Raw genomic sequence first — 25,643 nt, 5'->3', positions numbered from 1 at the left:
GCTTCACCTTACGCGACGTCAGCAGGACCCCTGAACACAGCAGCGGGCCCCGGTGGACAAAGTCCCTCCGGGGCCTCACGCCGATGTTTGTATGAACTTATTTACCCAAGGAAGAAAACCCGTTCAGACGGCCTTCTTCTTCAGCTTGCGGCGCTCCCGTTCCGACAGCCCGCCCCAGATTCCGAAGCGTTCATCGTTGTGCAGCGCGTACTCGAGGCACTCGCCCCGAACATCGCACCCGAGGCACACCTTCTTCGCCTCGCGGGTGGAACCACCCTTCTCCGGGAAGAAAGCCTCTGGATCGGTCTGGGCGCACAGCGCCCTTTCCTGCCAGTTCGGCTCCTCCTCGATCGCCTCACCGTCGACAATCGCCAGCAGCGTTTCTGTCACGGTACGACCTCCTCGACCCTGTTCGTTCCCCTGTACATGTGGGCTTGCGGTCCCACATGCCTGACCTCGACCGCTCTGTGTGCTGAAAGCGGTCCCCGATACCGAGTGTCCAACGAACGACACGGTTGAAATTACATTCCTGCAATCCACGAAAGTCAAGCCGTGGTCTGCTATTGGCATCATCCGCAACACGGCTGCAAAAGAACGAGAGGCCTGTCTGCACAGGCCTCTCGGTCTACTTCAGCGCCCTGTCAGGGCGGATGACTTCCTGGTCAGGAAGGCTGTGACCACCAGCCCTGCTGACCGCTCTGGCCCTGCTGCGGCTGTCCGTCTTCGTCCTTCGGAGCGTCGGAAACCGGCGTCTCTACGCGGGTTTCGTCTGCCCCTTCGGGAACCGCTGCCTCGGCGGGCTGCTCGGCTGCCGGAGCTGCATCTGCCTGCCAGGCTTGGCCTTCCTGCGGCCAGGTCTGGTGCTGCTGCTCAGGCTGCGCGGCATCCTGCGCGGGCCACTCCTGCTGTGCGGGCTGGCCGTACTGCTCCTGGGCCGGAGCGCCCCACTGCTGACCGGAGTCGGCGCCGCCCCACTGCTGCTGCTCCTGCGGCCACTGCTGGCCCTGCTCCTGGCCACCCCACTGCTGCTGGCCTTCAGGGCTCCACTGCTGCGTCGGCTCGGCTGCCTGGCCCTCAGCGGACCAAGCCTGCTCTGCCGGCTGAGCAGCCGGAGTCTCGGCGTGCGGCTGGGCCTCTGCGTCGCTGACGGGCCAGGACTGCTGCTGCTCGCCCTGGTTCCAGCTCTGCTCCTGCGGCCACTGCTGCTCGCTGCCCTGCGCTGCGGCGTAGCCACCAGCTGCACCTGCAGCGGCACCGGCCGCACCGGCGCCATACGCGCCGTACTGCTCGTTCTGGCCGTACTGGCCCTGCGGAGCTCCGTACTGCCCGTACTGGCCCTGCTGGGTGCCGTACTGGCCGCCCTGCTGGGGGTACTGCCCCGGAGCGCCGTACTGACCCTGCTGACCGGCGAACTGGCCCTGCGAGGCCGGCTTCGGGGCGCGGACCGGAGCCGGCAGGCTCTGGAACGTCTTCAGGATGTAGATACCGGCGACGCCGTACAGCGCGAGGCCGCCGATGGCGAAGATGAAGCTGGTGATCTTCAGACCGGCCGTGCTCGTCTCGCCGAAGCTGGCGAAGGCGACGATCAGTCCGATCAGGACGAGCAGGCCCGTGATGGAGAGCGCCGCCAGCGTGACGGTGCGGGCGTTCGGGGTCCGCTCACCCGCTTCGTTCACCAGCCAGACGGAGGCCGCCAGGGAGACCAGCAGCACGAGTGCCTGGAGGGTGGGCGGGGTGACCTGGCCCTGCACGACAGCAGCGGCGTTGGTGAAGCCCGCGCTGCCGACGAACAGCCGGATCAGCAAGGCCAGCGCCACGAGGCCGGCGAAGGCGAGCAAGATGTACGCGACCGGCTCTCTGAGCTTCTTGGTTGCGTCGGTGACCACGAGGGCTCCTCGGGATGTTGGGGGCCGTTCAACTGACAGTTGACACACATCGGACCCTCGGCAGCATAGTCGTGCGGTGGTCGACTGCTTTGACGACTCGTGGAAACTGTTCCCATGCGATTGACTGTGCTTGCCGGCGGCATCGGCGGTTCCACCTTCCTGCGCGGCCTGCTGAAGGCCCGCCCGGACGCCGAGATCACCGTGGTGGGGAACACCGCGGACGACATCACCCTGTTCGGTCTGCGGGTCTGCCCCGACCTCGACACGGTGATGTACACCCTTGGCGGCGGTATCTCCAAGGAGCGGGGCTGGGGCCGCGAGGACGAGACCTGGGTGATCAAGGAAGAGCTCGCGGCATACGGCGTGGAACCCACCTGGTTCGGCCTGGGCGACCGTGACGTGGCCACCCACCTGGTCCGGACCCAGATGCTCGACGCCGGCTACGGGCTGGCGGCGGTGACCGAGGCGCTCTGCAGCCGGTGGAAGCTGCCGGTCCGGCTGCTGCCGATGAGCGACGACCGGGTCGAGACGCATGTGGTGGTCGACGACCCGGACAACCCGGGCACCAAGAAGGCGATCCACTTCCAGGAGTACTGGGTCCGGCTGCACGCCGAGGTGACCGCGCACCAGATCGTGGCGGTCGGCTCGGAGAAGGCCAAGCCGGCGCCGGGTGTGCTGGACGCGATCGCCGAGTGCGACGCGCTGCTGCTGCCGCCGTCGAACCCGGTCGTCTCGATCGGCACCATCCTCGGCGTACCGGGGATCCGCGACGCGGTCCGCGAGACGTCCGCGCCGGTGATCGGGATCTCCCCCATCATCGGCACCAGCCCGGTCCGCGGGATGGCCGACAAGGTGCTGGCGGCGATCGGGGTGGAGTCGACGGCGGGTGCCGTTGCGCGGCATTACGGGTCGCGGGCGGCGGGCGGCGTACTGGACGGCTGGCTGATCGACACGTCGGACGCGGCTCAGCTGGAGTCGATTGCGACCGCTGGCATCCACGCCCAGGCTGTGCCGCTGTGGATGACCGATGAGGACACGACGGCCGCGCTGGCCTCCGCTGCTCTGACGCTGGCCGAGGCGGTCCGCCGGTGAGGAAGCACCTCGAGGTCTTCCAGGTGACCGGCCTGCCCGAGGTCGCGGCCGGGGACGACCTGGCCGCGCTGATCGGCTCCGCTGCTGACCTGCATGACGGCGACGTCGTCTCGGTGACCTCGAAGATCGTCAGCAAGGCGGAGGGGCGGCTGACCACGGGCACACGGGACGAGGCGATCGATGCCGAGCTCGTACGGGTGGTGGCTTCGCGTGGCGACACCCGGATCGTGCAGACGCGGCATGGGCTGGTGATGGCGGCTGCTGGGACAGACACGTCCAATACGGCGCCCGGCACCGTACTGCTGCTCCCGGTGGACCCGGACGTGTCGGCGCGGTTGCTGCGGGAGGCGCTGAAGGAGCGGTACGACGTGAACGTGGGCGTGGTTGTCACCGACACCCTCGGGCGGCCGTGGCGCAACGGGCAGGTCGACTTGGCGATCGGCGCGGCCGGAGTACAGGTGATCGAGGACCTGCGCGGTACTACGGACAGCCATGGCAACGTGCTGGCTGTCACCGAGCCGGCGCTGGCTGATGAGATTGCTGCGGCCAGCGAGTTGGTGAAGGGCAAGGCAGACGGCGTACCGGTCGCGGTGCTGCGTGGGCTGGCTGATGTCGTCTTCCCGGCCGGGGAGCACGGGCCTGGCGCCCGGGCGCTGGTGCGGGATGCGGAGATGGATCTGTTCAGCCTGGGGACTCGGGAGGCGGCGCTGGCCGCAGTACTGGATCGGAAGGCTGTCAGCGGTCCTCGGGAGGCTTCTGCGGAGCTCTGGGCAGCTGTGCCGCTGGATGGCGTACAGGTAGAGCTTGGCGAAGGCGCTGTGAAGGTCACTGGGGCTGATGGCGTCGCTGTCGGGATGGCCGCTGAGCGGCTGGCTGTGGTGCTGCACGCGGAGGGTTACGGCGTACAGGTGGTGGCCGGTCCGGGGAGTGAGGCGACGGTCACGTTCGGCTCACGGTCTCGATAGTTTTCTAGGCAACTTCTCAGGCACCTTGCGTACACTGCATCCGCACGGCGGCTCCGAGACCGCCCCTGATCCGGGAAGACCATCACTGTGGGTAAGTCTCAGAAGCAGTCACGCCGCGAGCTCGTCGAAAAGATGCAGCGCGACCAGGCCCGCGGCGACCGTAACCGCACCCGTCTCATCATCGCCGCGTGCATCGTGGTCGGTCTCGCGATCATCGCCTACCCGGCGATCAAGCTGATCCAGGACTCCAAGACCCGCAACGCCGCGATCTCCGACCTCGGCGTCGCCGCCTCCGCCGCGTCCTGTGACACACCGACCGAGGACAAGGCCTCCGGCACCCAGGACCACAAGCCGGACGGCACGGTGATCCCGTACCCGGTCTCGCCGCCCTCGTCCGGCCCGCACTACGCCGTCTGGGCCCCGCTGTCGAAGAAGTTCTACGCCGACAGCGACCGCCCGCCGGTGCCGAACCTGGTCCACAACCTGGAACACGGCTACACGATCCTCTGGTACAACGAGGAAACGATGAAGAAGCAGGACCAGGTCGACCTGATCGAGAAGATCTCCAAGGCGAAGCTCCCCGAGAGCTCCAACGGCAAGTTCATCGCCGCGCCCTTCAAGGCCTCCGACGGCGCCGCCTGGCCGGCCGGCAAGAACATCGCCTTCTCGCACTGGTCCGGCATGGCCGCCGACGGCAAGACCGCCTTCGGCCACCGCCAGTTCTGCGGCTCGGTCTCCGGCGAAGCCCTGAAGAACTTCATGGACAAGTACCCGTCCACGGACGCGCAGGAGCCCAACGGCGGCTGAGTCCCCCAGCACGAAGAGAAGCCCCGGACCTGAGGTCCGGGGCTTCTTGTCGTCGTCGCGGGTTCAGACGTAGCGATCGGCGTGGTCGGACTGGACGATCGCGACCAGGTCCTTGATCCGCTCGCCGTCGGCCAGCGGGCAGACCAGGGTCACGTCCTTGGTGTGCACGATGATGTGGCCGCTCAGCCCGACCGCCGCGATCAGGTGGTCGGGATCGTCGGTGACGATCACGTTGTCGTGCGAGTCGAGCAGACAGCTGAGCGCCGACGGCTCGTGCCGGTTGCCATCGGCATCGACCTCGTACGTACCGGCCAGCGCCGCCCACGAGCCGACATCGAGCCAGTGCACCGGCATCGGAAGGACGACCACGTCCGCGTCGACCTTGCCCTGCGAGGCCGGCTCGAGCATGGCGTAGTCGATGCTGATCTTGCGCAGGGTCGGGTAGATCTCGGCCAGCGTCGCGTCGCGCTCCGGGGTGTCCCAGACCGAGGCGACCTGCCGCAGCTGCGCGGCCGACTCCGGCAGGAGTTTGTCGAGCAGGTCCAGCACGGTCTCGGCGCGCCAGACGAACATGCCGGAGTTCCACCAGAACCGGCCGGTGGCCAGGTACTCCTCGGCGGTCGCGCGATCCGGCTTCTCCCGGAACCGGTCCACCGCGTACGCCGGGGTGCCCTCGATCGCGTCACCGCGCTCGACGTAGCCGAGTCCCGTGTGGGGGTGGGTCGGCTCGATCCCGAACGTCACCAGCGATCGCGGCCGCTGCTCCACCACCTCGAAGCCGGCCTCGATCGCCGCCCGGAACTCGTCCTCGGGCGTGATCAGGTGGTCCGATCCGACGATCGCCAGGACGGCGTCCGGGTCGTTGCGGGCGACCACGGCCGACGCCAGGCCGACCGCGTTGGCCGTGTCCCGGCCGACCGGCTCGCCGATGATGTTGTGTTCACCGAGCTCCGGCAGCTCCTCGCGGACCAGGTCGGTGTGCGCTGCCACAGTGCAGACATAGATGTTGGCCGGATCGACCAGACCCGTCAGCCGGTTGTAGGCCACTCGCAGCAGGGAGTTGCCTGCCGCCAGGGGCAGTACCTGCTTGGGTTTGTCCGCCCGGGACAGCGGCCACAGCCTCGTCCCCGAGCCGCCGGCCAGGATCACCACGTTTCGCATGGGGAGGGAGCCTACCGGGCTGGGACTACTCCGCTGGTTCGGTGGCGGGCTCTACTTCGCAGGCCGGGTTGTCCGTAGGGGGCTCTGGGGGTGGTGGGAGGCGGAGGTGGGCCAGGTCTGCGGGGACGGGGGTGTTGGGACGGAAGAAGGGGTCTGGGTCGCCATCTACGCCGGTGGCGGGGGCGTCGGTCAGGCGGAAGCGGTCTCGGAGGCGGCCGTAGAAGTCGGTGGGGCGTAGGCGGACCAGGCGGAGGCGGCGGACGGAGCCGTAGACGCCTATCCAGTCGCCTGGGTCCAGTACGCCGCGTAGTTGGCCGTCGATGCTTACTGCGGCCTGGCCCGAGTGTGGGAGGACTCGGAGGCCTACTGGCTCGTCGGGGGCGGCTACGACCGTGCGGTTGAAGGTCATGTGCGGCGCGACGGGGGTGAAAACGACTGCTTCCATGTTGGGCGACAGGATCGGGCCGCCGGCGGCGAAGCTGTACGCCGTACTGCCGGTTGGGGTGGCCACGATGAGGGCGTCTGCGGAGTACGACGCGAGCAGGCGGCCGGACAGGTAGACACCGACGCTCACCTGGTGGTCGCGGGCGAGCTTCTCGAGTACTACGTCGTTCAGCGCGGTCACGTCGAGCGCGACGCCCCAGCCGTCGGCCTCAGGGCTCTCCTCGCGTACGGCGGGCGGTGGTAGCGCCGGGCCGTGTCCGTAGCGCAGTAGGGCCTCAATGCCGCTCGGGATCTCCAGGGGCCGGGATGCGCGCATGGTGAGCGTCATCCGCTCTTCGATCGTCGCCTGGTCGTGGTGGACCGCCTCCAGCGCCTCCTCGACGTCGCTGCAGGCCACCTCGGTCAGGAAGCCGACCTTGCCGAGATCTACGCCCAGTACGGCGGCACCGTTCTTCGCTGCGATCCGGGCGCCGCGCAGGAAGGTACCGTCGCCGCCCAGCGTGACGACCAAGTCGGGGTTGCCGGCGTGCTGCATCTCGGCCATCCCGCCCCGGCGGTGCTCGTGGTCCTTCCAGACGTCGATGTCGGTACAGCCGATGTCGTTCTTCTTGCACCACTCGCGGACCACCCCGGCGGCCTGGACGGCGAGCGGGCGGGCTTGGTGGACGACGAGACCGAGACGGCTGACGGGCACTGTGCGACTCCTCCGGTACGACGAGGTACAACGACTGCCTGGCGCCTGTACGACGCTGCCGACCACCGTATGTCGTGCGGACCGGATCACCACCGTCAGCCGACATTTCCCTGACATTCGCCAGCCACCGTGAACGCTATGAACACCAAACTCCTGAACTGGGCCCCGCTGGTCCTGCTCGCCGTCGTGGCGACCGGCTGCTCGTCGTCCAAGGCGGACGCCCAGGCCCATACCAGCGACACCGGCAAGGCCCCGGAGATCGCCACCCTGACCACGCCGCCGCCCGGCAAGACGACCACCAAGGCGACGCCGAAGGACCCCGACGCCGGCCGGCCGCGCGAGCGGATCGACATGACCGATGCCGACCGCAAGCGGTTGTACGCGCCGTACCTGTCCTGTCTGAAGGACAACGGCATCGACACCTCCAAGCGCGGCCAGGAGCCCGGCGTACTCGGCAGCGGCCCGACCACCGACCCGAAGAAGGCCAAGAACGCCGGCAAGGTCTGCGAGCCGAAGCTGCCGTTGCCTGCCTGGGAGATCGACGCGAACAACCCGGACGCGCTCGACTTCGGCCGCAAGGTCGTGCAGTGCCTCAAGGACAAGGGCGTCAAGTACGTCGAACTGTCCACCGACACTTCGTCGGGCATCGTCGGTCCGGCGCTCGGCGGGCCGCAGAACGACATGAAGTCGATCACCAAGGGCATGGACCTGATGCCGGAATGCCAGCGCGAGGTGGCCGGCAAGTGAGCAAGCGTTCTCGCCGGGCGATCGCCTTGGTCACCGGCGCTGTTGTGATGACCGGGGCGGGCGTGGCCGGGTTCCGGATCTTCGACAAGCCGGAGAAGGCGGTGGCGTCGGACGGGCCGGATCCCGCGCAGACGGTGGAGATCGTGCGGACCGATCTGTCGCAGGCGAGGGATCTGGAAGGGCAGCTCGGGTACGGCGCCGGCCAGACGGTCAAGAGTCATGCGGAGGGGACGATCACCTGGCTGCCCAAGGTAGGCGCGGCGGTGGAGCAGGGCGGCGTGCTGTTCCGGGTGGACGACAAGCCCGTGGTCCTGTTCTACGGCAGTACGCCGCTCTTCCGGACAATCGGCAAACCGCAGACTCCACCGGTTGGCATCCCCGGCAATCCACCGTCGACGCCTGGCTCGCCGCCACCGCCCGGCTCTCCGTCCTCGCCACCACCCAAGGACAAGCCGATCGAGGGGCCGGACGTTCGCGTGGTCAAGCAGAATCTGACCGCTCTCGGGTTCTTGCCCAAGACAACGACTGACAAGTTGACCTCGGCAACCATCAAGGCGATCAAGAAATGGCAGGAGTCGCTCGACCTGGAGCAGACGGGGGTGATCGATCCGACCAGTGTTGTCGTTCTTCCCGGCGCCGTCCGTGTCGACTCGGTCAAGGCGGCGCTCGGCGATCCGGCCGCGGCGGAGATCCTGGGCGTGACCGCCACCGACAAGATCGTCACGCTGCCCGTCGATGCCGACTCCACGCAGGGCATCAGCACCGGCACGAAGGTGAAGCTCACACTGCCGAACGGCAAGGCGACGACCGGCACCATCCGCAGCGTCGGCACCGACGCGACGCCGCCTCCGAGCGACGGCAGCCCGGCCGACGGCGGCAAGAAGGCGCAGGTGACGGCGCTGATCACGCTCGACCATCAGGCCGCGAGCGCCGGAGTCGATTCGGGTCCGGTGACGGTCACGGTGCCGGGGGCGTCGCGGAAGGGCGTACTCGTAGTACCGGTCGCTGCGTTGCTTGCGTTGCGGGAGGGCGGTTACGCAGTACAGGTTGTCACCGGTACTACGTCCGCGCTGGTCGGCGTGAAGACCGGAATGTTTGCCGACGGCAACGTCGAGATCATCGGCGCCGGACTGCAGGCCGGCCAGAAGGTGGTGACGACGTCATGACCGCCGTGGTCGAACTCAGCCATGCCGTCAAGGAATACCCAGGCGGTGTCCGCGCCCTCGACGACGTCTCCCTGCGAATCGAACCCGGCGAGCTGATCGCGATCGTCGGCCCGTCCGGCTCCGGCAAGTCCACCCTGCTCAACCTGATGGGCACCCTCGATCGCCCGACCGCCGGCACGGTCGCGATCTCCGGCCACGACGTCGACGCCCTCTCCGACCGCGAACTCTCCGCCCTCCGCGGCCGCTCGATCGGCTTCGTCTTCCAGCAGTTCCATCTCTCGGACGGCCACACCGCCACCGAAAACGTCGCCACCGGCCTCCTGTACGCCGGTACGCCCCGCCGCACCCGCAAGCCCCTAGCCCTAGAAGCCCTGGCCCGAGTCGGCCTATCCCACCGAGCCAACCACCACCCCCACCAACTCTCCGGCGGCGAACGCCAACGAGTAGCCATCGCCCGAGCCCTGGTCAACTCCCCCGCCATAGTCCTGGCCGACGAACCCACCGGAGCCCTAGACACCACCAACGGCCACGCAGTCCTCGACCTCCTCCACCAACTCCACTCCACCGGCACCACCATCGCCGTCATCACCCACGACCGAGACATAGCCGCCCAACTCCCCCGCCAGCTGGAAATGCGCGACGGCCACCTAGTAGGAGACGCATGACCCGCCCAAAGCCCACCCGGCTGCGCCGGGCGGAGAAGAACACGGAGGGAGCGAGCAAGCCACAGCCCCACCCGTCCGAGGCAACACCGAACCACCCACCCGAGGCGAGAGCAGAAGCAGCGTCGAGCCCTAGCCCAACATCCGCCGAGGACGGCGCCCGGCCGAGCTGGGCGGTGACGAGGGGGCTGGAGTCGACCGAAGGGCCGAACCACCCACCCGAAGCGAGGGCAGGGGCGGCGAGCGCCACCAGACAAGCCGCTGCCGAGGACGGCGCCCGGCTCCGCGGGCGGCGGCTGGGATCGCGTGCCGGCGCCGGTCAGTTGACTCAACCCGTGCGGTTGGCGGTTTCCGATCTTCTCTTGCTCGGGCTTACCCGGGTACGGACTCGGCCTTTGCGGGCCGCGTTGTCCGCGTTGGGGATTTCTATCGGGATTGCGACCATGATCGTGGTGACGGGGATTCCGGCGTCCAGTCAGCAGGCTGTGCTGGATGAGTTGTCGACGTTGGGGCCGGACCTTCTGCGGGCCGCGGCAGCGCCGAACGCCAACGACCCGAGTCAAACGGCTGGGTTCCCCAGTGAATCGGTGGGAATGGCTGCGCGGATCGGGCCGGTGCAGGAGGTCAGTGGGGTGGCCAATGTGCATGCGAGTGTGCGGCGGTCGGACAAGATCGACGGGACCACCAACAGCAGTGGGATCACCGTGCTGGCCGGGACACCCAACCTGCTCGACCTGCTCGGCACAAAGGTTTACTCGGGCAAGTTTTTGTCTCAGGCAACCGACAAGTTCCCGACCGTCGTACTCGGCGCCAAAGCCGCCACCTGGCTCGGCATCACCGACCTGCCGGCCGGCCAGCCGGCGCCCCGGATCCTGCTCAACGACACCTGGTTCACCGTCATCGGCGTCCTCTCGACGTCACCGCTGGCACCAGACGTCGAGCAATCCGTCCTGATCGGCTGGGACGCCGCCAAGACGACCCTCGGCTTCGACGGCCGACCATCCGTCGTCTACGTCCGCTCCACCGACACAGCAGTCGAGGACGTCCGCGCGGTACTCGGCCGCACCCTCAACCCCGAGCAACCCGGCACGGTCCAGGTCAGCCGCCCCTCAGAAGCTCTCGCCGCCAAGCGCATCACCCAGAACGCCTTCTCCACCCTCTTCCTCGGCCTGGCCGGCGTAGCGCTGCTGGTAGGCGGCATCGGCGTCGCCAACACCATGGTCATCTCCGTCCTGGAACGCCGCCGCGAGATCGGCCTCCGCCGCGCCCTCGGCGCCAACCGCCGGCAGATCCGCGGCCAGTTCCTCACCGAGTCCGTCGTCCTCTGCACGATCGGCGGCCTGATGGGCGCCATCCTCGGAGTCCTCGGAGTGATCGGGTACGCCGACGCGCAAGGCTGGCCCATCGTCATCCCACCCACAGCCGTGCTCGCCGGCCTGGCCGCGTCCATCACCGTAGGCGTCCTGGCCGGCGTCTACCCCGCGATCCGGGCATCGTTGCTCACCCCAACAGAAGCACTGGCCACCTGACCGCGGTGGTGGGGTGGGGTCAGCAATTGCAGAGCTTGACCATCAATTGTCAGGATGTTGTCCCGGCCGACCACACATCACCCGGAGCAACGACAACCCGACCTATAGTCGAAGCCATGTGTGCCCAGGTCGTGCTCGCCGAGGACGACGAGAAGCAGGCCGAGCTCGTCCGGCGCTACCTCGAACGCGAGAACCACGAAGTCACCGTCGTCCACGACGGCCGCTCCGCGCTCGAGGAGGTACGCCGCCGCCGGCCCGAGCTGCTCGTCCTCGACGTGATGCTCCCCGGTGTCGACGGCCTCGACGTCTGCCGGATCCTGCGCCGCGAGTCCGACATCCCCGTCCTGATGCTCACCGCCCGTACCGAAGAGGACGACATGCTCCTCGGCCTCGACCTCGGCGCCGACGACTACATGACCAAGCCCTTCAGCCCTCGCGAGCTGGCCGCCCGCGTGCGCACGCTACTCAGGCGAAGCAGCGGCAGACCAACAGCCGCCGAACCGGACAGCATGCTCCGGGTCGGCGGCGTCGCCGTCGACCCCGAACGCCACGAACTGTTTGCCGACGGCACCAAAATCACCTGTACCCCCGGAGAGTTCCGCCTGATCGCCACGATGGCCGCCCGCCCCCACCGTGTCTTCACCAGAGCCCAGCTCCTCGAGCAACTGCACGGCATCGACCAATACATCACCACTCGCACGATCGACACGCACGTGCTCAACCTGCGCAAGAAGATCGAGCCCGACCCCCGCAAACCGATCCGGCTGCTGACCGTCTACGGCGTCGGCTACAAGCTGACCGACGGGTGAAATGATCGCCCGGCGGAGCGTACTCGTCCGGCTGCTGGCCGGCGCCGTCCTGATCGCGCTCTGCTCGATCGCGGCGACCGCCTGGCTCGCGGCCCGCAGTACGACGGTCGCCATCCAGCAGCAACAGGGCCAGGCGCTCGCCGACGACGCCAAGATCTACAACACCCTGGTGGGGTTCGCCGCGACCCATCGCAGCTGGTCGGGCATCGGCAAGGAGATCTCCAGGCTCGCCTTCGACACCGGCCGGCAGATCAGTCTCACCACCCGCGACCGCCAACTCATCTCCGGCCAGCCGGTCCCGGCGACCCAGATCGCGTCAGCGGTCGTCTGGCCCCTCGACCTCAGTACCGGCCTGGGCGGTACGCCGACCGACGCCACCGGGCAGATCGATTCCCGGGTGGTCGGCCCGTTCAAGCTCTCCGACGCCGCGAAGTCCAGACTCGACGACGTGGCGACCAGGGTCCTCAGCTGCATCCAGAACTACTCGGGTGGGCTCGGCAAGATCACCTACGACCCGACCGGCCGGCCGCAGATCGAAGGGGGGACGCAGTACGCCGTGGACCAGTGCCCGTCGGCCGCGCTCGACGAGATCGACAGCCAGCAGGCCAAGGCATACTCGGACCTGCAGAGCCGGGTCAACGCCTGCCTCGCCAAACGCGGTCCGACCATGCCGATCAAACTGCAAGCCGACCTGAGTTGGACCCCGTACTTCGGTGTCACCACGAGCCAGCTGCAACCCGGCCCCACTACTAATCCCGCCGAAAGGCCGTCTGCCCGGCCGTCCGTCAAATCCTCCGCAGCGCCCCCACTGCCTGACCCCGCGGCCGTCGAAGCGTGTATGACCGTCTCGCGGCGTGCCCTGCTCACCCCGTACGTCGCTCCGCCCGCCCTCCTGTTCGTCAGCACCCACAGCGAGGCGTCGGCCGAGTTCGACCTGTCCCCCGCGAACCAGAAGCGCATCGCCGGCGTCGCCGCCGCGATCCTCGGTATCACCGTGCTGATCGCCGCCGTCGGCGGAATCCGTTTGGTACAACCGTTGCGAGCGCTCACCAAGGCCTCCCGCCGGATGACCAGCGGCGACGAGAACGTCCGCGTGAAGGTCCGGGGCGTCGACGAGATCGGCCAGCTCTCACTGGCGTTCAACGAACTGGCCGACGCCCGCGCCAAGACCGAATCGTTGCGCAGGGCAATGGTCAGCGACATCGCGCACGAACTGCGGACGCCGCTGAGCAACATCCGCGGCTGGCTGGAGGCCGTCGAGGACGGCGTGGCCCAGCCGGACGCGACCTTCATCGCCTCGCTCAGCGAGGAGGCCGCGCTCCTGCAACACATCCTCGACGACCTCCGCGACCTCGCCACCGCCGACGCCGGCAACCTGCGCATCCACCCCGAGCGCGTCTACCTCGGCCTACTCCTCGACCAGGTCGCCGGTACGTTCCGCAGCCAGGCCGAACACGCCGACATCACGCTGTCCTCGACAACCACCACCGACATCGAGCTCGAAGCCGACCCGGTCCGCCTCCGCCAAGCCGTAGGCAACCTGGTCGCCAACGCCCTCCGCTTCACCCCCGCAGGCGGCACCGTCCAAATCACCGGCCGCATCGAAGGCGACGTGACCAACCGCGACGTCGGCGGCGGCAGCGGTGTCAGCGGCAGCAGTGGTGTCGGCGGCAGCGGGGGCAGCGGCGGTGAGGTCGTCATCGATGTGACCGACACCGGCGCCGGTATCGCCGCCGAGGACCTCCCGAAGGTCTTCGACCGCTTCTGGCGCGCCGAACAATCCCGCAACCGCCACACCGGCGGCAGCGGCCTCGGCCTCCCGATCGTCCGCAGCCTGATCGAAGCCCACGGCGGCACAGCCACTGCCACCAGCACCCTCGACCAGGGCTCCACCTTCACCCTCCGCCTTCCCGCCCACCCTCCAGCCGCGGAGCGGATGACCGCCCCGAGCTAGCCACCCGCCGGATACCGAGCGGACGCTTCGGGGAGGCTTTTCGCCAACACCCGGGGAGGGGTTTACCCCCGATCCGGGGCATTTCCCTCCCCAGGACCACCAGCAGGCCCGGGCTAGTCGGTTTGGGGTTGAGCGGGTGGTGCGGAGCGGCGGGAGGCGGTGATGATCGGGTCTGTTTCGTCGTCGAATTCGCCGATGACCTCTTCCAGGAGGTCTTCGAGGGCGACTACGCCGAGGGGCACGTCACCTTCCTGGACGACGGCCAGTTGGGAGCGCTTCTCCCGCATCAGGCGGATTGCGGCGGCTACCGGTGTGGCGGCTGGGAGGCGGAGCGGCTCGGTCATCAGTTGGGAGGCTTGAAGGGTGGTGCCGCCTCGGGTGGTGGCTCGGGCGGCGTCACTGACGTGGACTATGCCGCAGACTGCGGTGGTACCGGGGGTTACGACGGCTAGACGGGAGTGACCTTCTCGGCGGCTGGTCAGTTCGACCTCTCGGGCGCTGGCGGAGGCCGGCACGGTTGAGACCGCGGCGGTAGGGGTCATCACTTGGGCCACGGTGATGTTCTGCAGGGCCAGCATCGCGGTGAGGAGGTCGTGTTCGGGGGCTTCGAGGGTGCCGTGTTCGCGGGAGGACTCGATCAGGAGGCGCAGCTCGTCGGGGCCGTGGGCGTTGGCCAGCTCGTTCTGCGGGGTCACCTTCAGGACGCGGAGGCAGAGGTTTGCCATCCAGTTCAAGACGATCAGCAACGGCCGTACGAGGTAGGTGAAGCCTCGGAATGGCAAAGCCAGCAGCAATGCGGAGCGCTCGGGGTCGCTGATTGCCCAGGACTTCGGCGCCATCTCGCCAAGGAGGACATGCAGCAGGCCGATGCCGCCGACGGCGATGAGCAGCGCGATGACGTGCCCGGCATCCTCAGGAATGCCGACCAGCTCGAACAGCGGATGCAGCAGGTCGGCCACCGCGGGCTCGGACAGCGAGCCGAGTCCCAGCGTGCACAGCGTGATCCCGAGCTGAGCACCCGCGAGCATCAACGACAGCTCGCTCACTCCAGCGATCGCGGCCCGCGCGGCTCGCGAACCCGACGCGGCCGCCTGCTCCAGCCGATGACGCTTCGACGCGACCAGCGAGAACTCCGCCGACACGAAGAACCCGTTGAGGATCAGCAGCAGCAACGAGACCAGCAGCGCAACCGTGGTACTCATGAGAGACGCTCCAGTACGACGATGCCGGGCACGTGCCGGAGTACGGTCTGAACGCGAAGCCGCACCAACTCCAGCGGCACCGGCCGCCCGTCGTGGTCGAACCGCCGAGGCAGCTCCACCACCAACTCGTCGTCCACCACGGGAATCCGCCCGAGCCGGGCCATGATCAACCCCGACACCGTGTCGTAGTCCTCGTCCTCAGGCAGCTGGATCCCAACAGACTCCGCCACCTGATCGATCCGCCACCGGGCCGGCAACGTCCACGACCCGTCAGGGTTCGAGATCAGCTCGGGTTCCGGCAGATCGTCCTCGTCGCGGATCTCGCCCACCAGCTCCTCGGCGATGTCCTCCAGCGTCAGCACCCCGGCGAACCCGCCGAATTCGTCGACCACGATCGCAAGCTGCCGATGCGCGGTACGAAGGGCCTGCAGTACCGCGGGCAGCGGCAACGTGGACGGTACGACGACCGGCGGCGAGACCAGCGAGACCGCCGTGAAGCGGGCCCGTTGAGCCGGCTCGATCTCCACCACATCACCGATCGCGATCACCCCGACCACCTCGTCGACCGAGTCGCCGATCACCGGGAACCGGCTGTGCCCGGTGTCGAGCAGCTCCACCACCCGGGTCAGCGGCTCGTCGCGGTGCACGGTGATCACGTCGACGCGCGGCGTCATCACCTCGTCGGCGTTGCGGTACCGGAAGTCGAGTCCGCGATCGAGCAGCCGCATCGTGTCCTCGTCCAGCAGGCCCTGCTCGTACGACGTCGCGATGATCCGGTCCAGGTCCTGGGCGGTGGCGCCTTGCGGCAGCTCCTCGACCGGCTCGATCCCGACCCGGCGCAGGATCCGGTTCGAGGTGGCGTCGAAGACGTGGATCAGCGGACCGGCGACGGTCAGGTAGATCAGCGTCGAGCGGGACAGCCGCAGCGCGATCGCCTCGGCCCGGGCGATCGCCAGGTTCTTCGGGGCCAGCTCGCCGAAGACCATCTGGATGATCGTTGCCAACAGCAACGCCATGATGACGGAGATCGTGAGGCTGACGCCGGCCGGCAGGCCCGCAGTACAGAGCAGGTCCTCTAAGCCGGCGCCCAGGTAAGGCTGGGCGACGTAACCGGCCAGCAGCGCGGTGACGGTGATGCCGACCTGCGCGCCGGACAGGACGAAGGACAACCGCGACGTCACCTTCAGCGCCCTGGCCGCGGCCGCGTTACCCCCGTCAGCCAGCCCTTGCAGCCGGTTCCGGTCCACTGCGACGTAGGAGAACTCCTGAGCCACGAAATAGCCGGTGGCAACGGTCAACGCCAGGATCAGCACCAGGCCGATCACGATCAACATGCAGTGACTTTAACCTGCGTAGCATGGTGCACCGGTGACGGAGGGAGGCTTCGGGTGAGCGAGCGACGTGCGGTTCAGCTCGGGCCGGCGCAGGAGACGATGCTGATCCCGCTCTACGGCCGCGCGGTCGAGGCGCGGAAGGAGCACCCACTGCTGCGTGATGCCAAGGCGGTCGAGATCGTCGAGTCGCTCGACTACGACTTCGCCAAGCTCGACGGCAACCGCGGGCTGACCGGCGCGGTGTTGCGCGGGATGATCTTCGACGGCTGGGTCTCGGAGTTCCTCCGGGCGAACCCGGCCGGGACGGTCGTCGAGATCGGGGCCGGGCTGAACACGCGGTTCGAGCGGCTCGACAACGGGACCTGCCATTGGGTCGAGCTGGATCTGCCCGACTCGATGGAGCTGCGCCGCCAGTTCTTCGAGCCGACCGATCGGCGGTCGATGGTCGCCGGATCCGTCACCGAGGCCGATTGGCTCGACGCCGTACGCGAGCATCCGGCGCCGTACTTCTTCGTCGCGGAGGCCGTCCTGCCGTATGTGCCCCGCGAAGGCTGCGAGGCCGCGATCGGTTTCATCCGCGATCAGTTCCCCGGCAGCCCGGTCGCCTTCGACACGGCCGGGGCCGGGATGGTCGAGCGGATCGACAACCACAACTCGGCCAAGCTGATGTCAGCCAGGTTCCTGTGGCCGTGCGACGACCCGAGCGAGCTGGAGTCGTGGGGGTTGCGACTGCTCGACAGCCGCACCATCGCCCAACTCCAGCCCGCCGTCCGGGCCGGCGTGCCTGCGGCCTTCCGGGATCGACTGGACGCGATCGGCCTGGCGCCACAGGTCGAGAGCTATCGCTTGAACCTCTTCACCACCTAGGCCGCGGCCTTCCAGTCCGGGTGGCCCGGCATCGCGGGAAGCTTGGTGCCGTACAGCCAGGACCGGAGGAACGGGCCGAGGTCCTGGTGTGCGACCTTCGATGCGGTGGCGATGAAGTCCACGGTACTTGCGACGCTGTTCGCGTGGTCGCGGACCCAGGCGCGCTCGATCCGGTTGAACACCTTCGCCCCGACCTTCTGCTGCAGGGCGAAGAGTGTCAGCGCCCCGCCCTCGTAGGCCGCGTCCCCGTACGGGCGGATCGGCGCGCTGTCGCCCGGCCACCTGGCAGGATCGGGCTTGGCGATCGGGCCGTTCGCGAGCAGCTGGTTGCCGCGTTCGACGTACGAATGGCGCATCGACTCGCTCTGGCTCTGGCGACCGCGGGCAGCGGTCCAGACGTCCTCGTAGAAGACCGCGTGCCCCTCGTTGAGCCACAGGTCCGACCAGGTCTTCGGTGAGACCGAGTTGCCGAACCACTCGTGTGAGACCTCGTGCAGGACGACGCCGTCCACGCCGTTCTGCTCGAATCCCTCCTTGGTCATGTGGCTGGCCGGCATCAAGGTGAGGCCCTGCGTCTCGAGTTCGCCGCCGACCGGCGCGATGTACGAGCCGGCCCGGACGCCGGGGAACCGGCCGAGGCGTTGCTCCATGAATCGGATCGACTGGTCGAAGGACTTCAGTTGGGGCTTGATCGCTGCGAGTTGCGCGGTCGGTACGGCGTACCGGAGATCCATGCCGTGCGGGCCTGGCGCGTGGACGACGGTGAACGGGCCGACGCCGATCTGGAGCAGCTCGGTGGCGATCCTGCGGTCCTCGCGGAAGACGCGGGTCGCCGTGGTTCTGGTTCTGGTGGTCTTCAGAAGCTTGCCGTTGGCAATGGAATTGAGGCGGGCGGGTGCGGTGATGGTGATCGTCGCGGGAGCTTTCTGGGCCGGGTGGTCGCTGACCGCGAGCATCCGGCGCGCGCCGGACGGCTGGTTGATCGCCTGGATCCAGTCGCCGTAGTGGATCAGGCCGGGCGGGAAGACGAGCTTCGGGTCCGTCACCCCGGGGACGTTGCTCCTGACGTCGACCTTGACGGTGAACGGCGCGTCCTTGCGCAGCGCGCGCTTCGGCGTGATGACCAGTTCCCCTTGTGGGGTTGACTTCCAGCTCGCCCTGAGGCCGTTCACCCGTACTGCGGTGACGTCGGGCCCGAGCAGGTCGAGGTCGAACCGGCTGAGCCCTTGGGTGGCCCGGGCGCTGAGCGTCGTACTGGCCGTGTAGCCGGTCAACTTGTCGTTGAAGGTAAAGGCCAGCTTCTGATCCACCACGTCGTAGCCGCCGTTGCCCAACTCCGGCCAGACCTTGTCCCCGATCCCTGCCGCACCTGGTTCGGCCGGCGCGGCGAAGGCGGACGGGACGGTGAGTCCCGCACCAAGACTGGTCAGGGCAAGCGTGGTCGCCAGTACGCGACGTGGATTCTTCATACCCTGAAGCTATTCGGGGCCGGCCGCCCAGACATCGGCCTCTGGGCGGGACCTCAGCTCATCCTCGGGTCGTAGTCTTACCGCCGAGCCACGGCAGGACCTTGCCGTCGCGGATGAGTTCGCCGTACGTCGATGGGTCGACGTGGCCGGTGAGGAGAAGGTCGAGGATCGGTTCGACCGCTTCCTCGGGGGTGCGCGCCTGGCTGAAATCGTCGAACCACGGGCGGGACGCGCGGGTGTCGACCAGGCCGGGACAGACCGCGGCGATCAGGGTGCCGTCGGCAAGATCTTCGGTACGCCGGGTCGCGGCGACCGCCCGGACCGCGGCCACCTGGGCGACCTTGGAGGGGATGTTGATCCACTCCGGCCAGCCGTTCTCGGCCGCAGTACCGGCATGGATGGTCTGGCGCCAATCCTCGACAGTCTGCTCGATCTCGTCCAGGGTGTGACCGTCCTCGAAGAGGGGCTGGACCTTCGCGTCCAGCTGGTCGAGGGTGCCGAGTGAGCTCGCGACGACGATCAGGCGGCCGGCTGGACGTAGTACCGGGGTGAAAGAACGCAGGACAGCGTCGGTACCACCGTTGGCGACGGCGATGAACTCGTCGGCCTGTTCAGCTTGCGGACGGTCGGGGGTGAGCGGGCCGATGGCGTTGGAGATGACGAGGTCCACCCCGCCGTACCGGGCCTGCAGGTCCGCGGCCAGGTCGGCGACCGCGGCCGCGTCGGTGACGTCGAGGACCCGGCCCTCCACTTGCGCCGTACCGTCGACTCGCGCGACCGCGGCGGCGACGCGTTCCGGGTTGCGGCCGGTGAGCAGGACCAGGTCGGCGGCATCGAGGCGGGCTGCCAGTCCCTGCACCAACGCGAAGCCGATCCCTTGATTGGCCCCGGTGACCAGGGCGATTCTCTGCGGTCTCATGTCGCCAGGCTAGGAACGCTCCGAACATGACTCAAACGAGAAATCGGCACAGGTAGTATGCGTAAACGTCATGGACTTCTCCGATGTCTCGCTGGTCGCGCTGCGGGTCTTCCGCGAGGTAGCCGAGCGCGGGACCTTCACGGCGGCGGCGGCCGCGCTCGGCTACACGCAGTCGGCCGTCTCGCGCCAGATCGCGTCGATCGAACGGGCCGCGGGGACGCGGCTCCTCGAGCGACGGCGGGAAGGTGTTCAGTTGACGCCGGCCGGCCGGCTCGTCCTACGGAACGCGGCGGGCGTACTCGACCAGATCGACGCGACCGCCCGTGATCTGGCCGGGATGCCGGTCGAGGGCGGGACGGTGCGGGTGGGGTGGTTCCCGAGCGCCGGGGCGATGTTGTTGCCATCGGCAATCGCTGCTCTACGGCGCTCACATCCGGGGATCAACCTGGTCTCCCGGGAGGGGACGACACCTGCTCTGGTGCGATCGCTCCGCGCGGGAACTGTGGACCTGGCGCTGCTGGCGGCGGCGCCACCCTTCCGCCCGCCGGACAGCGAGACGCCGGCCCTCGAGCTGGAGACGCTCGCGGAGCGCCCGCTGCGCGTCGCAGTACCGGCGAATCATCCATTGGCCGCTGCCGACTCAGTGGACGTCGCAGACCTCCGTGGCCAGCGCTGGATAGCCGGCCCTTCGTCCGATCTGATGGGCGTCTGGCCAGGCCTGGACGAGCGGCCCGAGATCGCCCACACAGCCCGCGACTGGCTCGCCAAACTCCACCTGGTGGCCGCCGGCGCAGGCATCACCACCATCTCCGCCTCGCTGGAAGCCGTCGCCCCACCCGGCGTCCGGATCCTGACCGTCGAGGGCGGCCCCCAGGAACTGCGCCGAATCCTCCTGGCCCACTTGCCTGGCCCGCTCCCGGACCACGTCACCGCAGCGGCCAACGCCCTCCGCGCCGCATCCCGACAGCCGTAGCGAACCTCACCCGGGCTGGCACCCCGGCGCTCCGACCGGCGACGGCACCGCGTTGCACCACCTGGCCGAGGCGACTCGGGTGCTGCGGTCAGAGCTGTGGCTTTTGTTCGTCCGTGGTCTGGGGTTTGTCCTGCGGCTCCGGTTTCTCGGAGATCTTGCGGAACTCGACCAGGGCCTTGCCGACGTTGCGGGTCAGGTCGGGGAGTTTGTTCGCGCCGAAGACGAGCACGACGATGACGAGCAGCACGATCCACTCGCCGCCCTCGGGCAGCGCCAGCAGTGAAGCCATGACGATCCTTCTTTCCAGGTGTCCCCCACCACGGTACTTCGGGCCGAACGTAGGGTTGTCGCGTGACCCTTCCTGAGCTGTTCGGCGCCGCGGTACGACGGGACGGCGCCAACCCGTTCCTGACCTATTACGACGACGTCACCGGCGAGCGGATCGAGCTCAGCGCGGTCACCACCGCGAACTGGGTGGCGAAGACGGCCAACCTGCTCGCCGACGAGTACGACCTGGAAGCGGGCGAGACTGTCGCGATCGGGCTGCCGCCGCACTGGCTCGGGGTCGTCTGGGCGCTGTCGACCTGGTCGGTCGGCGCCGCCGTCACCACCGGCGTCGGCACGCTCGCCATCACCGGGCCCGACTTCGCGATCCGCGGGTCGCGCGAGACGGTGGCGTCGGCGCTGCTCCCGCTGGGTGGACGGTTCCGGGAGCCTTTGCCGGCGGGGATCCACGATTACGGGGCCGAGGTCTACAACCATCCGGACCTTTTCGTGCCTTTCGATCCGCCGCGCGGTGGGAGTACGGCGTACGACGAGTTGACCCACGACGAACTGATCGCCGCGGCGGAACCCATCTCCGACCGCGTACTCACCACGACCTCCCTCGTCGCGCCGGCCGGCATCGGGACGCTGATCGGCGTGATCGCCGGCGGCGGCTCGATCGTGCTCTGCCGCAACCTCGACGCCGCCAAGCTCGACCGGCGGATCTCGGACGAGAAGGTCGACCGCGTACTGGAGGGGTTCTAGATGTTGCGTTTCGAGGGGAAGGTCGCCCTTGTCACGGCGGGGGCGCAGGGGATCGGCGAGGCGGTCGCGCGGCGGATCGCGGCTGAGGGTGGCTCGGTGGTGGTCACCGATCTCCAGGAGGACAGGATCAAGGCGCTCGCTGCGGAGCTGGGTGACGCGCTCGCCGTCCGTCTTGATGTGACCGTGCGGGACGAGGTCGACGCGGCCGTTGCGGCGGCTGTCGAGCGGTTCGGGCGGCTCGACGTACTGGTCAACAATGCGGGCGGGTGCATCGTCAGTACGGTCCCCGAGGACACGAGCGATTCGGAGTGGCACCGGCAGCTCGACCTCACGCTGGTCGGCGCGGCGCGCTGCATCCAGGCGTCGCTGCCGCACCTCGTGCAGACGCGCGGCAACGTCGTGACGATCAGCTCGGTGAACGGGCTCGCCGCCTTCGGCAACCTCGAGTACGCCGCCGCGAAGGCCGGCCAGATCGCCATGACCCAGAACTTCGCCGCCCGCTACGGCGGCATGGGCGTCCGCTTCAACGTCGTCGCCCCCGGCACCATCAACACCCCGAACTGGGACAACCAGCCGGACACCCTGGAGAAGTTCAAAGCCCTCTACCCGCTTGGCCGGGTGGGCCAACCCGAGGACATCGCCGCCGCCGTAGCCTTCCTGGCCTCCGACGACGCCTCCTGGATCACCGGCCACACCCTCCCCGTAGAAGGCGGCGTCCTCACCGGCCCCGGCCTACTGGACCTGACCCCCACCGGGCCCTTCCGCAAGGACTACTGATCTCTTAGCCAGCCGTAGATCTCCTCATACGTCGCCGGCCCGGGCAGATGCCCGCCCTCGAACACATGCCCCTGTATGCCGGGAATGTGCTCGAGGAGGTACTCGGCGTCCGACGACGGCACGTTGGTGTCGCTCGTCCCACGCCACAACCCCACCGGCACCCTGATATCCGACAGCTCGAACCCCCACGGCCGCGCGAGCGCGAAACTGTCGTCAACCCACCCGTCCATCCCCTCGACGAAGGTCGCCCGCAACCGCGCCATCGCGTCCGGATCATCCCGCGCCGCCCCCTCCCCACCAGGCAACTCGGGCCCACCCTCCTCGACCAACCCCATGATCTCCGCGGCCACCGCAGCAACCTGCGCCCGCAGCTCCGCCTCCCCAGGCACAGCCTTCGTCGAATCCGCCGGCTTGACGCCCGAGATCACCACACAAGAACTGACCCGATCCCCCATCAACGCCGCACAAGCCAACGCATGCGGCGCCCCACCCGAGCCCCCGCTCACCGCAAACCGCTCCCACCCCTGAGCATCCACCAACGCCCGCACATCCTCCACCGCGTCGGCGACGGTCCGCCCCGGCCGCCGCGTAGACCCGCCATACCCAGGCCGGTCATAAACCAAGTACCTGAACCCACTCCCGCGCATCGACTCAGCCAACGCCGGCCACTTCCACCGACTACTAGGCACCCCGTTCTGCGACACCACCGGATACCCGCCGTCCGGCCCATAAATGCAGTACCGAAGCACCGCCCCATCCGACCGAACCACCTCAAACGTCTCCGCATCAGCCACACCCCATCCAACCCCACCCCAGGCCCAACAGCCGCTCCGAACGAGCGTCGTGTCTAGATTCTGGGTGGCCAGGTGAGGGCGGCGAGCCAGGCGAGGGTTGCGCGGTATGCGAGCCTCAGTTCGGCGACGGTCGGCTCCTCGGTGAGCCGTGGTTCCATGCTCTCGAACTCGGTGCGGACGGCCGGTGACAGCGCGTCCCGGAGACGGAGCCGGGCCTGTTCCAGCAGCAGTCCGGCGCGGCGGCGGGCCGGCGCGGCGGCGGGCCGGCGCGTCGAGGTCTTCGCGGCCGAGTTCGCGTCCCACATCGATCAGCATCTCGAACAGCCGGCTGAACAGCACCGGGTCGATCACGTCGGACGCCCTCGGCGATCGCCGGGTTCGCTCGGCCGCTGTCGTCATCGTTCCTCCCGCGGTGGGCATTTTCGAGGTCAGAACGGCAGCACGCGCCCGGACGGCGTGCGCAGATCCAGCCTCGTGGGACGCCGCGGCCGCGGTGGGCGCTGGATCCTCACCTGAGTGCGTTTCATGACCTGCTCCTCTCCGCTCCGCGGCTCAGGCGTTGCCTCATCCGCTCGATGCTGCTCAGCCTGCCGACTCGGAGCTGCCCGGGGGCAGGTACAGAAGTCCCCACTTCCCGGGACTGAAGGTTGCTCAGCATGTGGACGATTACCGGGGGTCAATGTCTAGTGACGTTATCGTCTTTCGTACGAGGGCGGTCCGTCAGCGGCGGCCCGGGGAGCCAGGAGCTGCTATGAGCGAGTGTTGTTGCCGCCAGCGCCTGTTGTGAGCTGAAAACCCTTACCCACAAGGCGTGCCGATCGTTCCGCAGAGAAGAAGGCGGAGTCGATGGGCTGCGCCGTCGTACCCGAGAACAGGACCGTCATGAGCCAGAACACCCCCAGCTGGTCTTTCGAGACCCGGCAGATCCACGCCGGCCAGACGTCCGACGCGACGACCAACGCGCGGGCGCTGCCGATCTACCAGACCACGTCGTACACCTTCGACAGCACCGATCACGCCGCGAGCCTGTTCGGGCTGCAGGAGTTCGGCAACATCTACACCCGGATCCAGAACCCGACCCAGGACGCCGTCGAGCAGCGGATCGCCAGCCTGGAAGGCGGTACGGCCGCGCTCCTGGTGAGCTCCGGCCAGGCCGCGACCTCGCTCGCGCTGCTCAACGTCGCCGAGGCCGACGATCACGTGGTCAGCAGCCCGAGCCTGTACGGCGGGACGTACAACCTGTTTCACTACACGTTCCCCAAGCTCGGCATCGAGGTCAGCTTCGTCGAGGACCCGAGCGACCTGGAGTCGTGGAAGGCCGCGATCAAGCCGAACACGAAGGCGTTCTTCGGCGAGACGATCGCCAATCCGAAGAGCGAGATCTTCGACATCGAGGGCATCGCGGGCGTCGCGCACGAGTTCGGCGTACCGCTGATCGTCGACAACACCGTCGCCAGCCCGTACGTGCTGCGCCCGCTGGAGCACGGCGCCGACGTCGTCGTGCACTCGGCGACGAAGTACCTGGGCGGGCACGGTACGGCGATCGCCGGCGTCATCGTCGACTCCGGCAAGTTCGACTACGCGCAGAACCCGGAGCGGTTCCCCGGCTTCAACCAGCCCGACGACAGCTACCACGGGCTCACCTACGCGACCGCGCTCGGCGTCGGCTCGGACCTCGGCAACCTCGCGTACATCCTCAAGGCGCGGGTCCAGTGGCTGCGTGACCTCGGTACTGCGGTGTCGCCGTTCAACGCGTTCCTCATCGCCCAGGGCCTGGAAACCCTGTCGCTGCGGATCGAGCGTCACCTCGACAACGCGCTCAAGGTCGCCCAGTGGCTCGAAGCGCGCGACGAGGTCGACAGCGTCGCCTATGCCAGCCTTCCCTCCAGCCAGTACTACGAGTTGGCGCAGAAATACACACCCCGCGGAGCCGGCGCCGTCGTCGCGTTCGAGATCAAGGGTGGCGTCGACGCGGGCAAGCGATTCGTCGACGCCTTGCAGCTGCACAGCCATGTGGCCAACATCGGCGACGTCCGCTCACTCGTCATCCACCCCGCGTCGACGACGCACAGCCAGCTCTCCGCCGAGGACCAGCTCGCCTCCGGCGTGACGCCCGGCCTGGTCCGGCTCGCCGTCGGCCTCGAACACATCGACGACATCCTCGCCGACCTAGAGGTCGGCTTCGCCGCGGCCAAGTCGGTCTGAGCACCCCCGATGACTCAGGATCGCCCGCCTGCCTCACCAGTCGATGCCCGGGGGCGGGACATCGATGACGAGGTTTTCCACGTACCAGGTCAGGTGGCCGGTACGTGGAGGGCGGGCGATCCTGACCGCGTTGGAGGCGGTTGGCGGCCGGGAGATCC

The 25,643-nt window shown here is 68.4% G+C and carries 25 protein-coding genes; 14 read left to right on the top strand and 11 right to left on the bottom strand.

Translation table 11 applies throughout. The features are described from left to right. Nucleotides 1–123: 123 nt before the first annotated feature. Both ABD116_RS40125 and ABD116_RS40120 read right to left on the bottom strand, forming a co-directional pair. Nucleotides 124–375 carry a WhiB family transcriptional regulator gene (locus tag ABD116_RS40125; protein WP_203589828.1) on the bottom strand — a complete coding sequence of 84 codons (252 nt, stop codon included), beginning with the start codon at nucleotides 373–375 and terminating at the stop codon, nucleotides 124–126. 287 nt (nucleotides 376–662) lie between these two features. Then, nucleotides 663–1,886, bottom strand: coding sequence for a cation:proton antiporter (locus ABD116_RS40120; protein ID WP_343983549.1), 1,224 nt, complete (start codon nucleotides 1,884–1,886; stop codon nucleotides 663–665). A gap of 114 nt (nucleotides 1,887–2,000) precedes the next feature. Between ABD116_RS40120 and cofD the strand changes: the two genes are divergently transcribed. From cofD to ABD116_RS40105, 3 genes are all read left to right on the top strand, one after another. After that, nucleotides 2,001–2,978, top strand: a complete 978-nt coding sequence (gene cofD, locus ABD116_RS40115) for a 2-phospho-L-lactate transferase (protein WP_343983546.1) — start codon at nucleotides 2,001–2,003, stop codon at nucleotides 2,976–2,978. Continuing rightward, entirely contained in the window at nucleotides 2,975–3,943 is a 969-nt protein-coding gene (locus tag ABD116_RS40110; protein ID WP_343983543.1) for a coenzyme F420-0:L-glutamate ligase, read from the top strand. The genes cofD and ABD116_RS40110 overlap by 4 nt, the downstream gene beginning before the upstream one ends. An 87-nt stretch (nucleotides 3,944–4,030) precedes the next feature. Further along, nucleotides 4,031–4,750: a DUF3105 domain-containing protein gene (locus tag ABD116_RS40105; RefSeq protein WP_343983540.1), complete on the top strand. Its 720-nt coding sequence runs from the start codon at nucleotides 4,031–4,033 to the stop codon at nucleotides 4,748–4,750. 63 nt (nucleotides 4,751–4,813) lie between these two features. Here ABD116_RS40105 and ABD116_RS40100 read toward each other — a convergent pair whose 3' ends face one another. Continuing rightward, on the bottom strand, nucleotides 4,814–5,911 hold the full coding sequence (locus tag ABD116_RS40100; RefSeq protein ID WP_343983537.1) for a mannose-1-phosphate guanylyltransferase: 1,098 nt from the start codon (nucleotides 5,909–5,911) through the stop codon (nucleotides 4,814–4,816). Nucleotides 5,912–5,936: 25 nt separating this feature from the next. Beyond that, nucleotides 5,937–7,049 carry an NAD(+)/NADH kinase gene (locus tag ABD116_RS40095; RefSeq protein WP_343983535.1) on the bottom strand — a complete coding sequence of 371 codons (1,113 nt, stop codon included), beginning with the start codon at nucleotides 7,047–7,049 and terminating at the stop codon, nucleotides 5,937–5,939. Nucleotides 7,050–7,187: 138 nt separating this feature from the next. Here ABD116_RS40095 and ABD116_RS40090 point away from each other — a divergent pair, with 138 nt between their 5' ends. The 6 genes from ABD116_RS40090 (at nucleotide 7,188) to ABD116_RS40065 (ending at nucleotide 13,916) form a co-directional block, all read left to right on the top strand. Further along, nucleotides 7,188–7,796: a hypothetical protein gene (locus ABD116_RS40090; RefSeq protein ID WP_343983532.1), complete on the top strand. Its 609-nt coding sequence runs from the start codon at nucleotides 7,188–7,190 to the stop codon at nucleotides 7,794–7,796. Beyond that, the gene (locus ABD116_RS40085; RefSeq protein WP_343983529.1) at nucleotides 7,793–8,962 is read left to right on the top strand and encodes a peptidoglycan-binding protein; all 1,170 of its coding nucleotides are present in this window, start codon (nucleotides 7,793–7,795) and stop codon (nucleotides 8,960–8,962) included. The genes ABD116_RS40090 and ABD116_RS40085 overlap by 4 nt, the downstream gene beginning before the upstream one ends. Beyond that, entirely contained in the window at nucleotides 8,959–9,627 is a 669-nt protein-coding gene (locus tag ABD116_RS40080; RefSeq protein ID WP_343983526.1) for an ABC transporter ATP-binding protein, read from the top strand. The genes ABD116_RS40085 and ABD116_RS40080 overlap by 4 nt, the downstream gene beginning before the upstream one ends. Before the next feature lie 332 nt (nucleotides 9,628–9,959). Continuing rightward, on the top strand, nucleotides 9,960–11,153 hold the full coding sequence (locus ABD116_RS40075) for an ABC transporter permease (protein WP_343983860.1): 1,194 nt from the start codon (nucleotides 9,960–9,962) through the stop codon (nucleotides 11,151–11,153). Nucleotides 11,154–11,269: 116 nt separating this feature from the next. Then, a complete protein-coding gene (locus ABD116_RS40070) occupies nucleotides 11,270–11,962 on the top strand; it encodes a response regulator transcription factor (RefSeq protein ID WP_343983523.1) in 693 nt (230 codons plus the stop codon). Between the two features lies 1 nt (nucleotide 11,963). Continuing rightward, the gene (locus ABD116_RS40065; protein WP_343983521.1) at nucleotides 11,964–13,916 is read left to right on the top strand and encodes a sensor histidine kinase; all 1,953 of its coding nucleotides are present in this window, start codon (nucleotides 11,964–11,966) and stop codon (nucleotides 13,914–13,916) included. A gap of 113 nt (nucleotides 13,917–14,029) precedes the next feature. On the opposite strand, the gene ABD116_RS40060 is transcribed toward ABD116_RS40065, so the two are convergent. Together ABD116_RS40060 and ABD116_RS40055 are read right to left on the bottom strand one after the other, a co-directional pair. Next, complete coding sequence (locus ABD116_RS40060) at nucleotides 14,030–15,118, bottom strand: hemolysin family protein (RefSeq protein ID WP_343983518.1); 1,089 nt, start codon at nucleotides 15,116–15,118, stop codon at nucleotides 14,030–14,032. After that, nucleotides 15,115–16,452, bottom strand: coding sequence for a hemolysin family protein (locus tag ABD116_RS40055; protein WP_343983515.1), 1,338 nt, complete (start codon nucleotides 16,450–16,452; stop codon nucleotides 15,115–15,117). Before ABD116_RS40055 ends, ABD116_RS40060 begins: the two co-directional genes overlap by 4 nt. A 54-nt stretch (nucleotides 16,453–16,506) precedes the next feature. Between ABD116_RS40055 and ABD116_RS40050 the strand changes: the two genes are divergently transcribed. Further along, nucleotides 16,507–17,319, top strand: coding sequence for a class I SAM-dependent methyltransferase (locus ABD116_RS40050; protein WP_343983512.1), 813 nt, complete (start codon nucleotides 16,507–16,509; stop codon nucleotides 17,317–17,319). Here ABD116_RS40050 and ABD116_RS40045 read toward each other — a convergent pair. Then, nucleotides 17,316–18,788, bottom strand: coding sequence for a M1 family metallopeptidase (locus tag ABD116_RS40045; RefSeq protein WP_343983509.1), 1,473 nt, complete (start codon nucleotides 18,786–18,788; stop codon nucleotides 17,316–17,318). The two genes, ABD116_RS40050 and ABD116_RS40045, sit on opposite strands and share 4 nt — an antisense overlap. A gap of 58 nt (nucleotides 18,789–18,846) precedes the next feature. Next, nucleotides 18,847–19,707 (bottom strand): SDR family NAD(P)-dependent oxidoreductase, encoded by an 861-nt coding sequence (locus ABD116_RS40040; protein WP_343983506.1) that lies wholly within the window; start codon nucleotides 19,705–19,707, stop codon nucleotides 18,847–18,849. 70 nt (nucleotides 19,708–19,777) lie between these two features. Between ABD116_RS40040 and ABD116_RS40035 the strand changes: the two genes are divergently transcribed. Next, nucleotides 19,778–20,680 carry a LysR family transcriptional regulator gene (locus tag ABD116_RS40035; RefSeq protein ID WP_343983503.1) on the top strand — a complete coding sequence of 301 codons (903 nt, stop codon included), beginning with the start codon at nucleotides 19,778–19,780 and terminating at the stop codon, nucleotides 20,678–20,680. A gap of 88 nt (nucleotides 20,681–20,768) precedes the next feature. Here the strand turns inward: ABD116_RS40035 and tatA are convergent, their stop codons facing one another. Then, nucleotides 20,769–20,969 carry a twin-arginine translocase TatA/TatE family subunit gene (tatA, locus tag ABD116_RS40030; protein WP_343983501.1) on the bottom strand — a complete coding sequence of 67 codons (201 nt, stop codon included), beginning with the start codon at nucleotides 20,967–20,969 and terminating at the stop codon, nucleotides 20,769–20,771. A gap of 62 nt (nucleotides 20,970–21,031) precedes the next feature. Between tatA and ABD116_RS40025 the strand changes: the two genes are divergently transcribed. Next, on the top strand, nucleotides 21,032–21,709 hold the full coding sequence (locus ABD116_RS40025) for a TIGR03089 family protein (protein ID WP_343983499.1): 678 nt from the start codon (nucleotides 21,032–21,034) through the stop codon (nucleotides 21,707–21,709). Further along, complete coding sequence (locus tag ABD116_RS40020) at nucleotides 21,710–22,486, top strand: SDR family NAD(P)-dependent oxidoreductase (RefSeq protein ID WP_343983496.1); 777 nt, start codon at nucleotides 21,710–21,712, stop codon at nucleotides 22,484–22,486. On the opposite strand, the gene ABD116_RS40015 is transcribed toward ABD116_RS40020, so the two are convergent. Together ABD116_RS40015 and ABD116_RS40010 are read right to left on the bottom strand one after the other, a co-directional pair. Further along, the gene (locus ABD116_RS40015; RefSeq protein ID WP_343983493.1) at nucleotides 22,480–23,280 is read right to left on the bottom strand and encodes an alpha/beta fold hydrolase; all 801 of its coding nucleotides are present in this window, start codon (nucleotides 23,278–23,280) and stop codon (nucleotides 22,480–22,482) included. The genes ABD116_RS40020 and ABD116_RS40015 overlap by 7 nt on opposite strands. Nucleotides 23,281–23,333: 53 nt before the next feature. Beyond that, nucleotides 23,334–23,585, bottom strand: coding sequence for a hypothetical protein (locus ABD116_RS40010; protein ID WP_343983489.1), 252 nt, complete (start codon nucleotides 23,583–23,585; stop codon nucleotides 23,334–23,336). Between the two features lie 577 nt (nucleotides 23,586–24,162). On the opposite strand from ABD116_RS40010, the gene ABD116_RS40005 reads away from it, so the two are divergent. Further along, the gene (locus ABD116_RS40005) at nucleotides 24,163–25,485 is read left to right on the top strand and encodes a bifunctional o-acetylhomoserine/o-acetylserine sulfhydrylase (RefSeq protein ID WP_343983486.1); all 1,323 of its coding nucleotides are present in this window, start codon (nucleotides 24,163–24,165) and stop codon (nucleotides 25,483–25,485) included. Nucleotides 25,486–25,643: the final 158 nt, after the last annotated feature.

Source organism: Kribbella koreensis (assembly GCF_039525325.1).
GTDB lineage: Bacteria > Actinomycetota > Actinomycetes > Propionibacteriales > Kribbellaceae > Kribbella > Kribbella koreensis.
This window is presented reverse-complemented; position numbering and strand designations above follow the sequence as displayed.

Bases quoted from the DNA above. Each gene is read 5' to 3' on its own strand.
- ABD116_RS40065 (WP_343983521.1), top strand. From the start codon at position 11,964: ATGATCGCCCGGCGGAGCGTACTCGTCCGGCTGCTGGCCGGCGCCGTC.
- ABD116_RS40020 (WP_343983496.1), top strand. From the start codon at position 21,710: ATGTTGCGTTTCGAGGGGAAGGTCGCCCTTGTCACGGCGGGGGCGCAG.
- ABD116_RS40055 (WP_343983515.1), bottom strand. From the start codon at position 16,452: ATGTTGATCGTGATCGGCCTGGTGCTGATCCTGGCGTTGACCGTTGCC.
- ABD116_RS40045 (WP_343983509.1), bottom strand. From the start codon at position 18,788: ATGAAGAATCCACGTCGCGTACTGGCGACCACGCTTGCCCTGACCAGT.
- ABD116_RS40070 (WP_343983523.1), top strand. From the start codon at position 11,270: ATGTGTGCCCAGGTCGTGCTCGCCGAGGACGACGAGAAGCAGGCCGAG.
- cofD (WP_343983546.1), top strand. From the start codon at position 2,001: ATGCGATTGACTGTGCTTGCCGGCGGCATCGGCGGTTCCACCTTCCTG.
- tatA (WP_343983501.1), bottom strand. From the start codon at position 20,969: ATGGCTTCACTGCTGGCGCTGCCCGAGGGCGGCGAGTGGATCGTGCTG.
- ABD116_RS40080 (WP_343983526.1), top strand. From the start codon at position 8,959: ATGACCGCCGTGGTCGAACTCAGCCATGCCGTCAAGGAATACCCAGGC.
- ABD116_RS40100 (WP_343983537.1), bottom strand. From the start codon at position 5,911: ATGCGAAACGTGGTGATCCTGGCCGGCGGCTCGGGGACGAGGCTGTGG.
- ABD116_RS40035 (WP_343983503.1), top strand. From the start codon at position 19,778: ATGGACTTCTCCGATGTCTCGCTGGTCGCGCTGCGGGTCTTCCGCGAG.
- ABD116_RS40060 (WP_343983518.1), bottom strand. From the start codon at position 15,118: ATGAGTACCACGGTTGCGCTGCTGGTCTCGTTGCTGCTGCTGATCCTC.
- ABD116_RS40090 (WP_343983532.1), top strand. From the start codon at position 7,188: ATGAACACCAAACTCCTGAACTGGGCCCCGCTGGTCCTGCTCGCCGTC.
- ABD116_RS40010 (WP_343983489.1), bottom strand. From the start codon at position 23,585: ATGTGGGACGCGAACTCGGCCGCGAAGACCTCGACGCGCCGGCCCGCC.
- ABD116_RS40040 (WP_343983506.1), bottom strand. From the start codon at position 19,707: ATGAGACCGCAGAGAATCGCCCTGGTCACCGGGGCCAATCAAGGGATC.
- ABD116_RS40005 (WP_343983486.1), top strand. From the start codon at position 24,163: ATGAGCCAGAACACCCCCAGCTGGTCTTTCGAGACCCGGCAGATCCAC.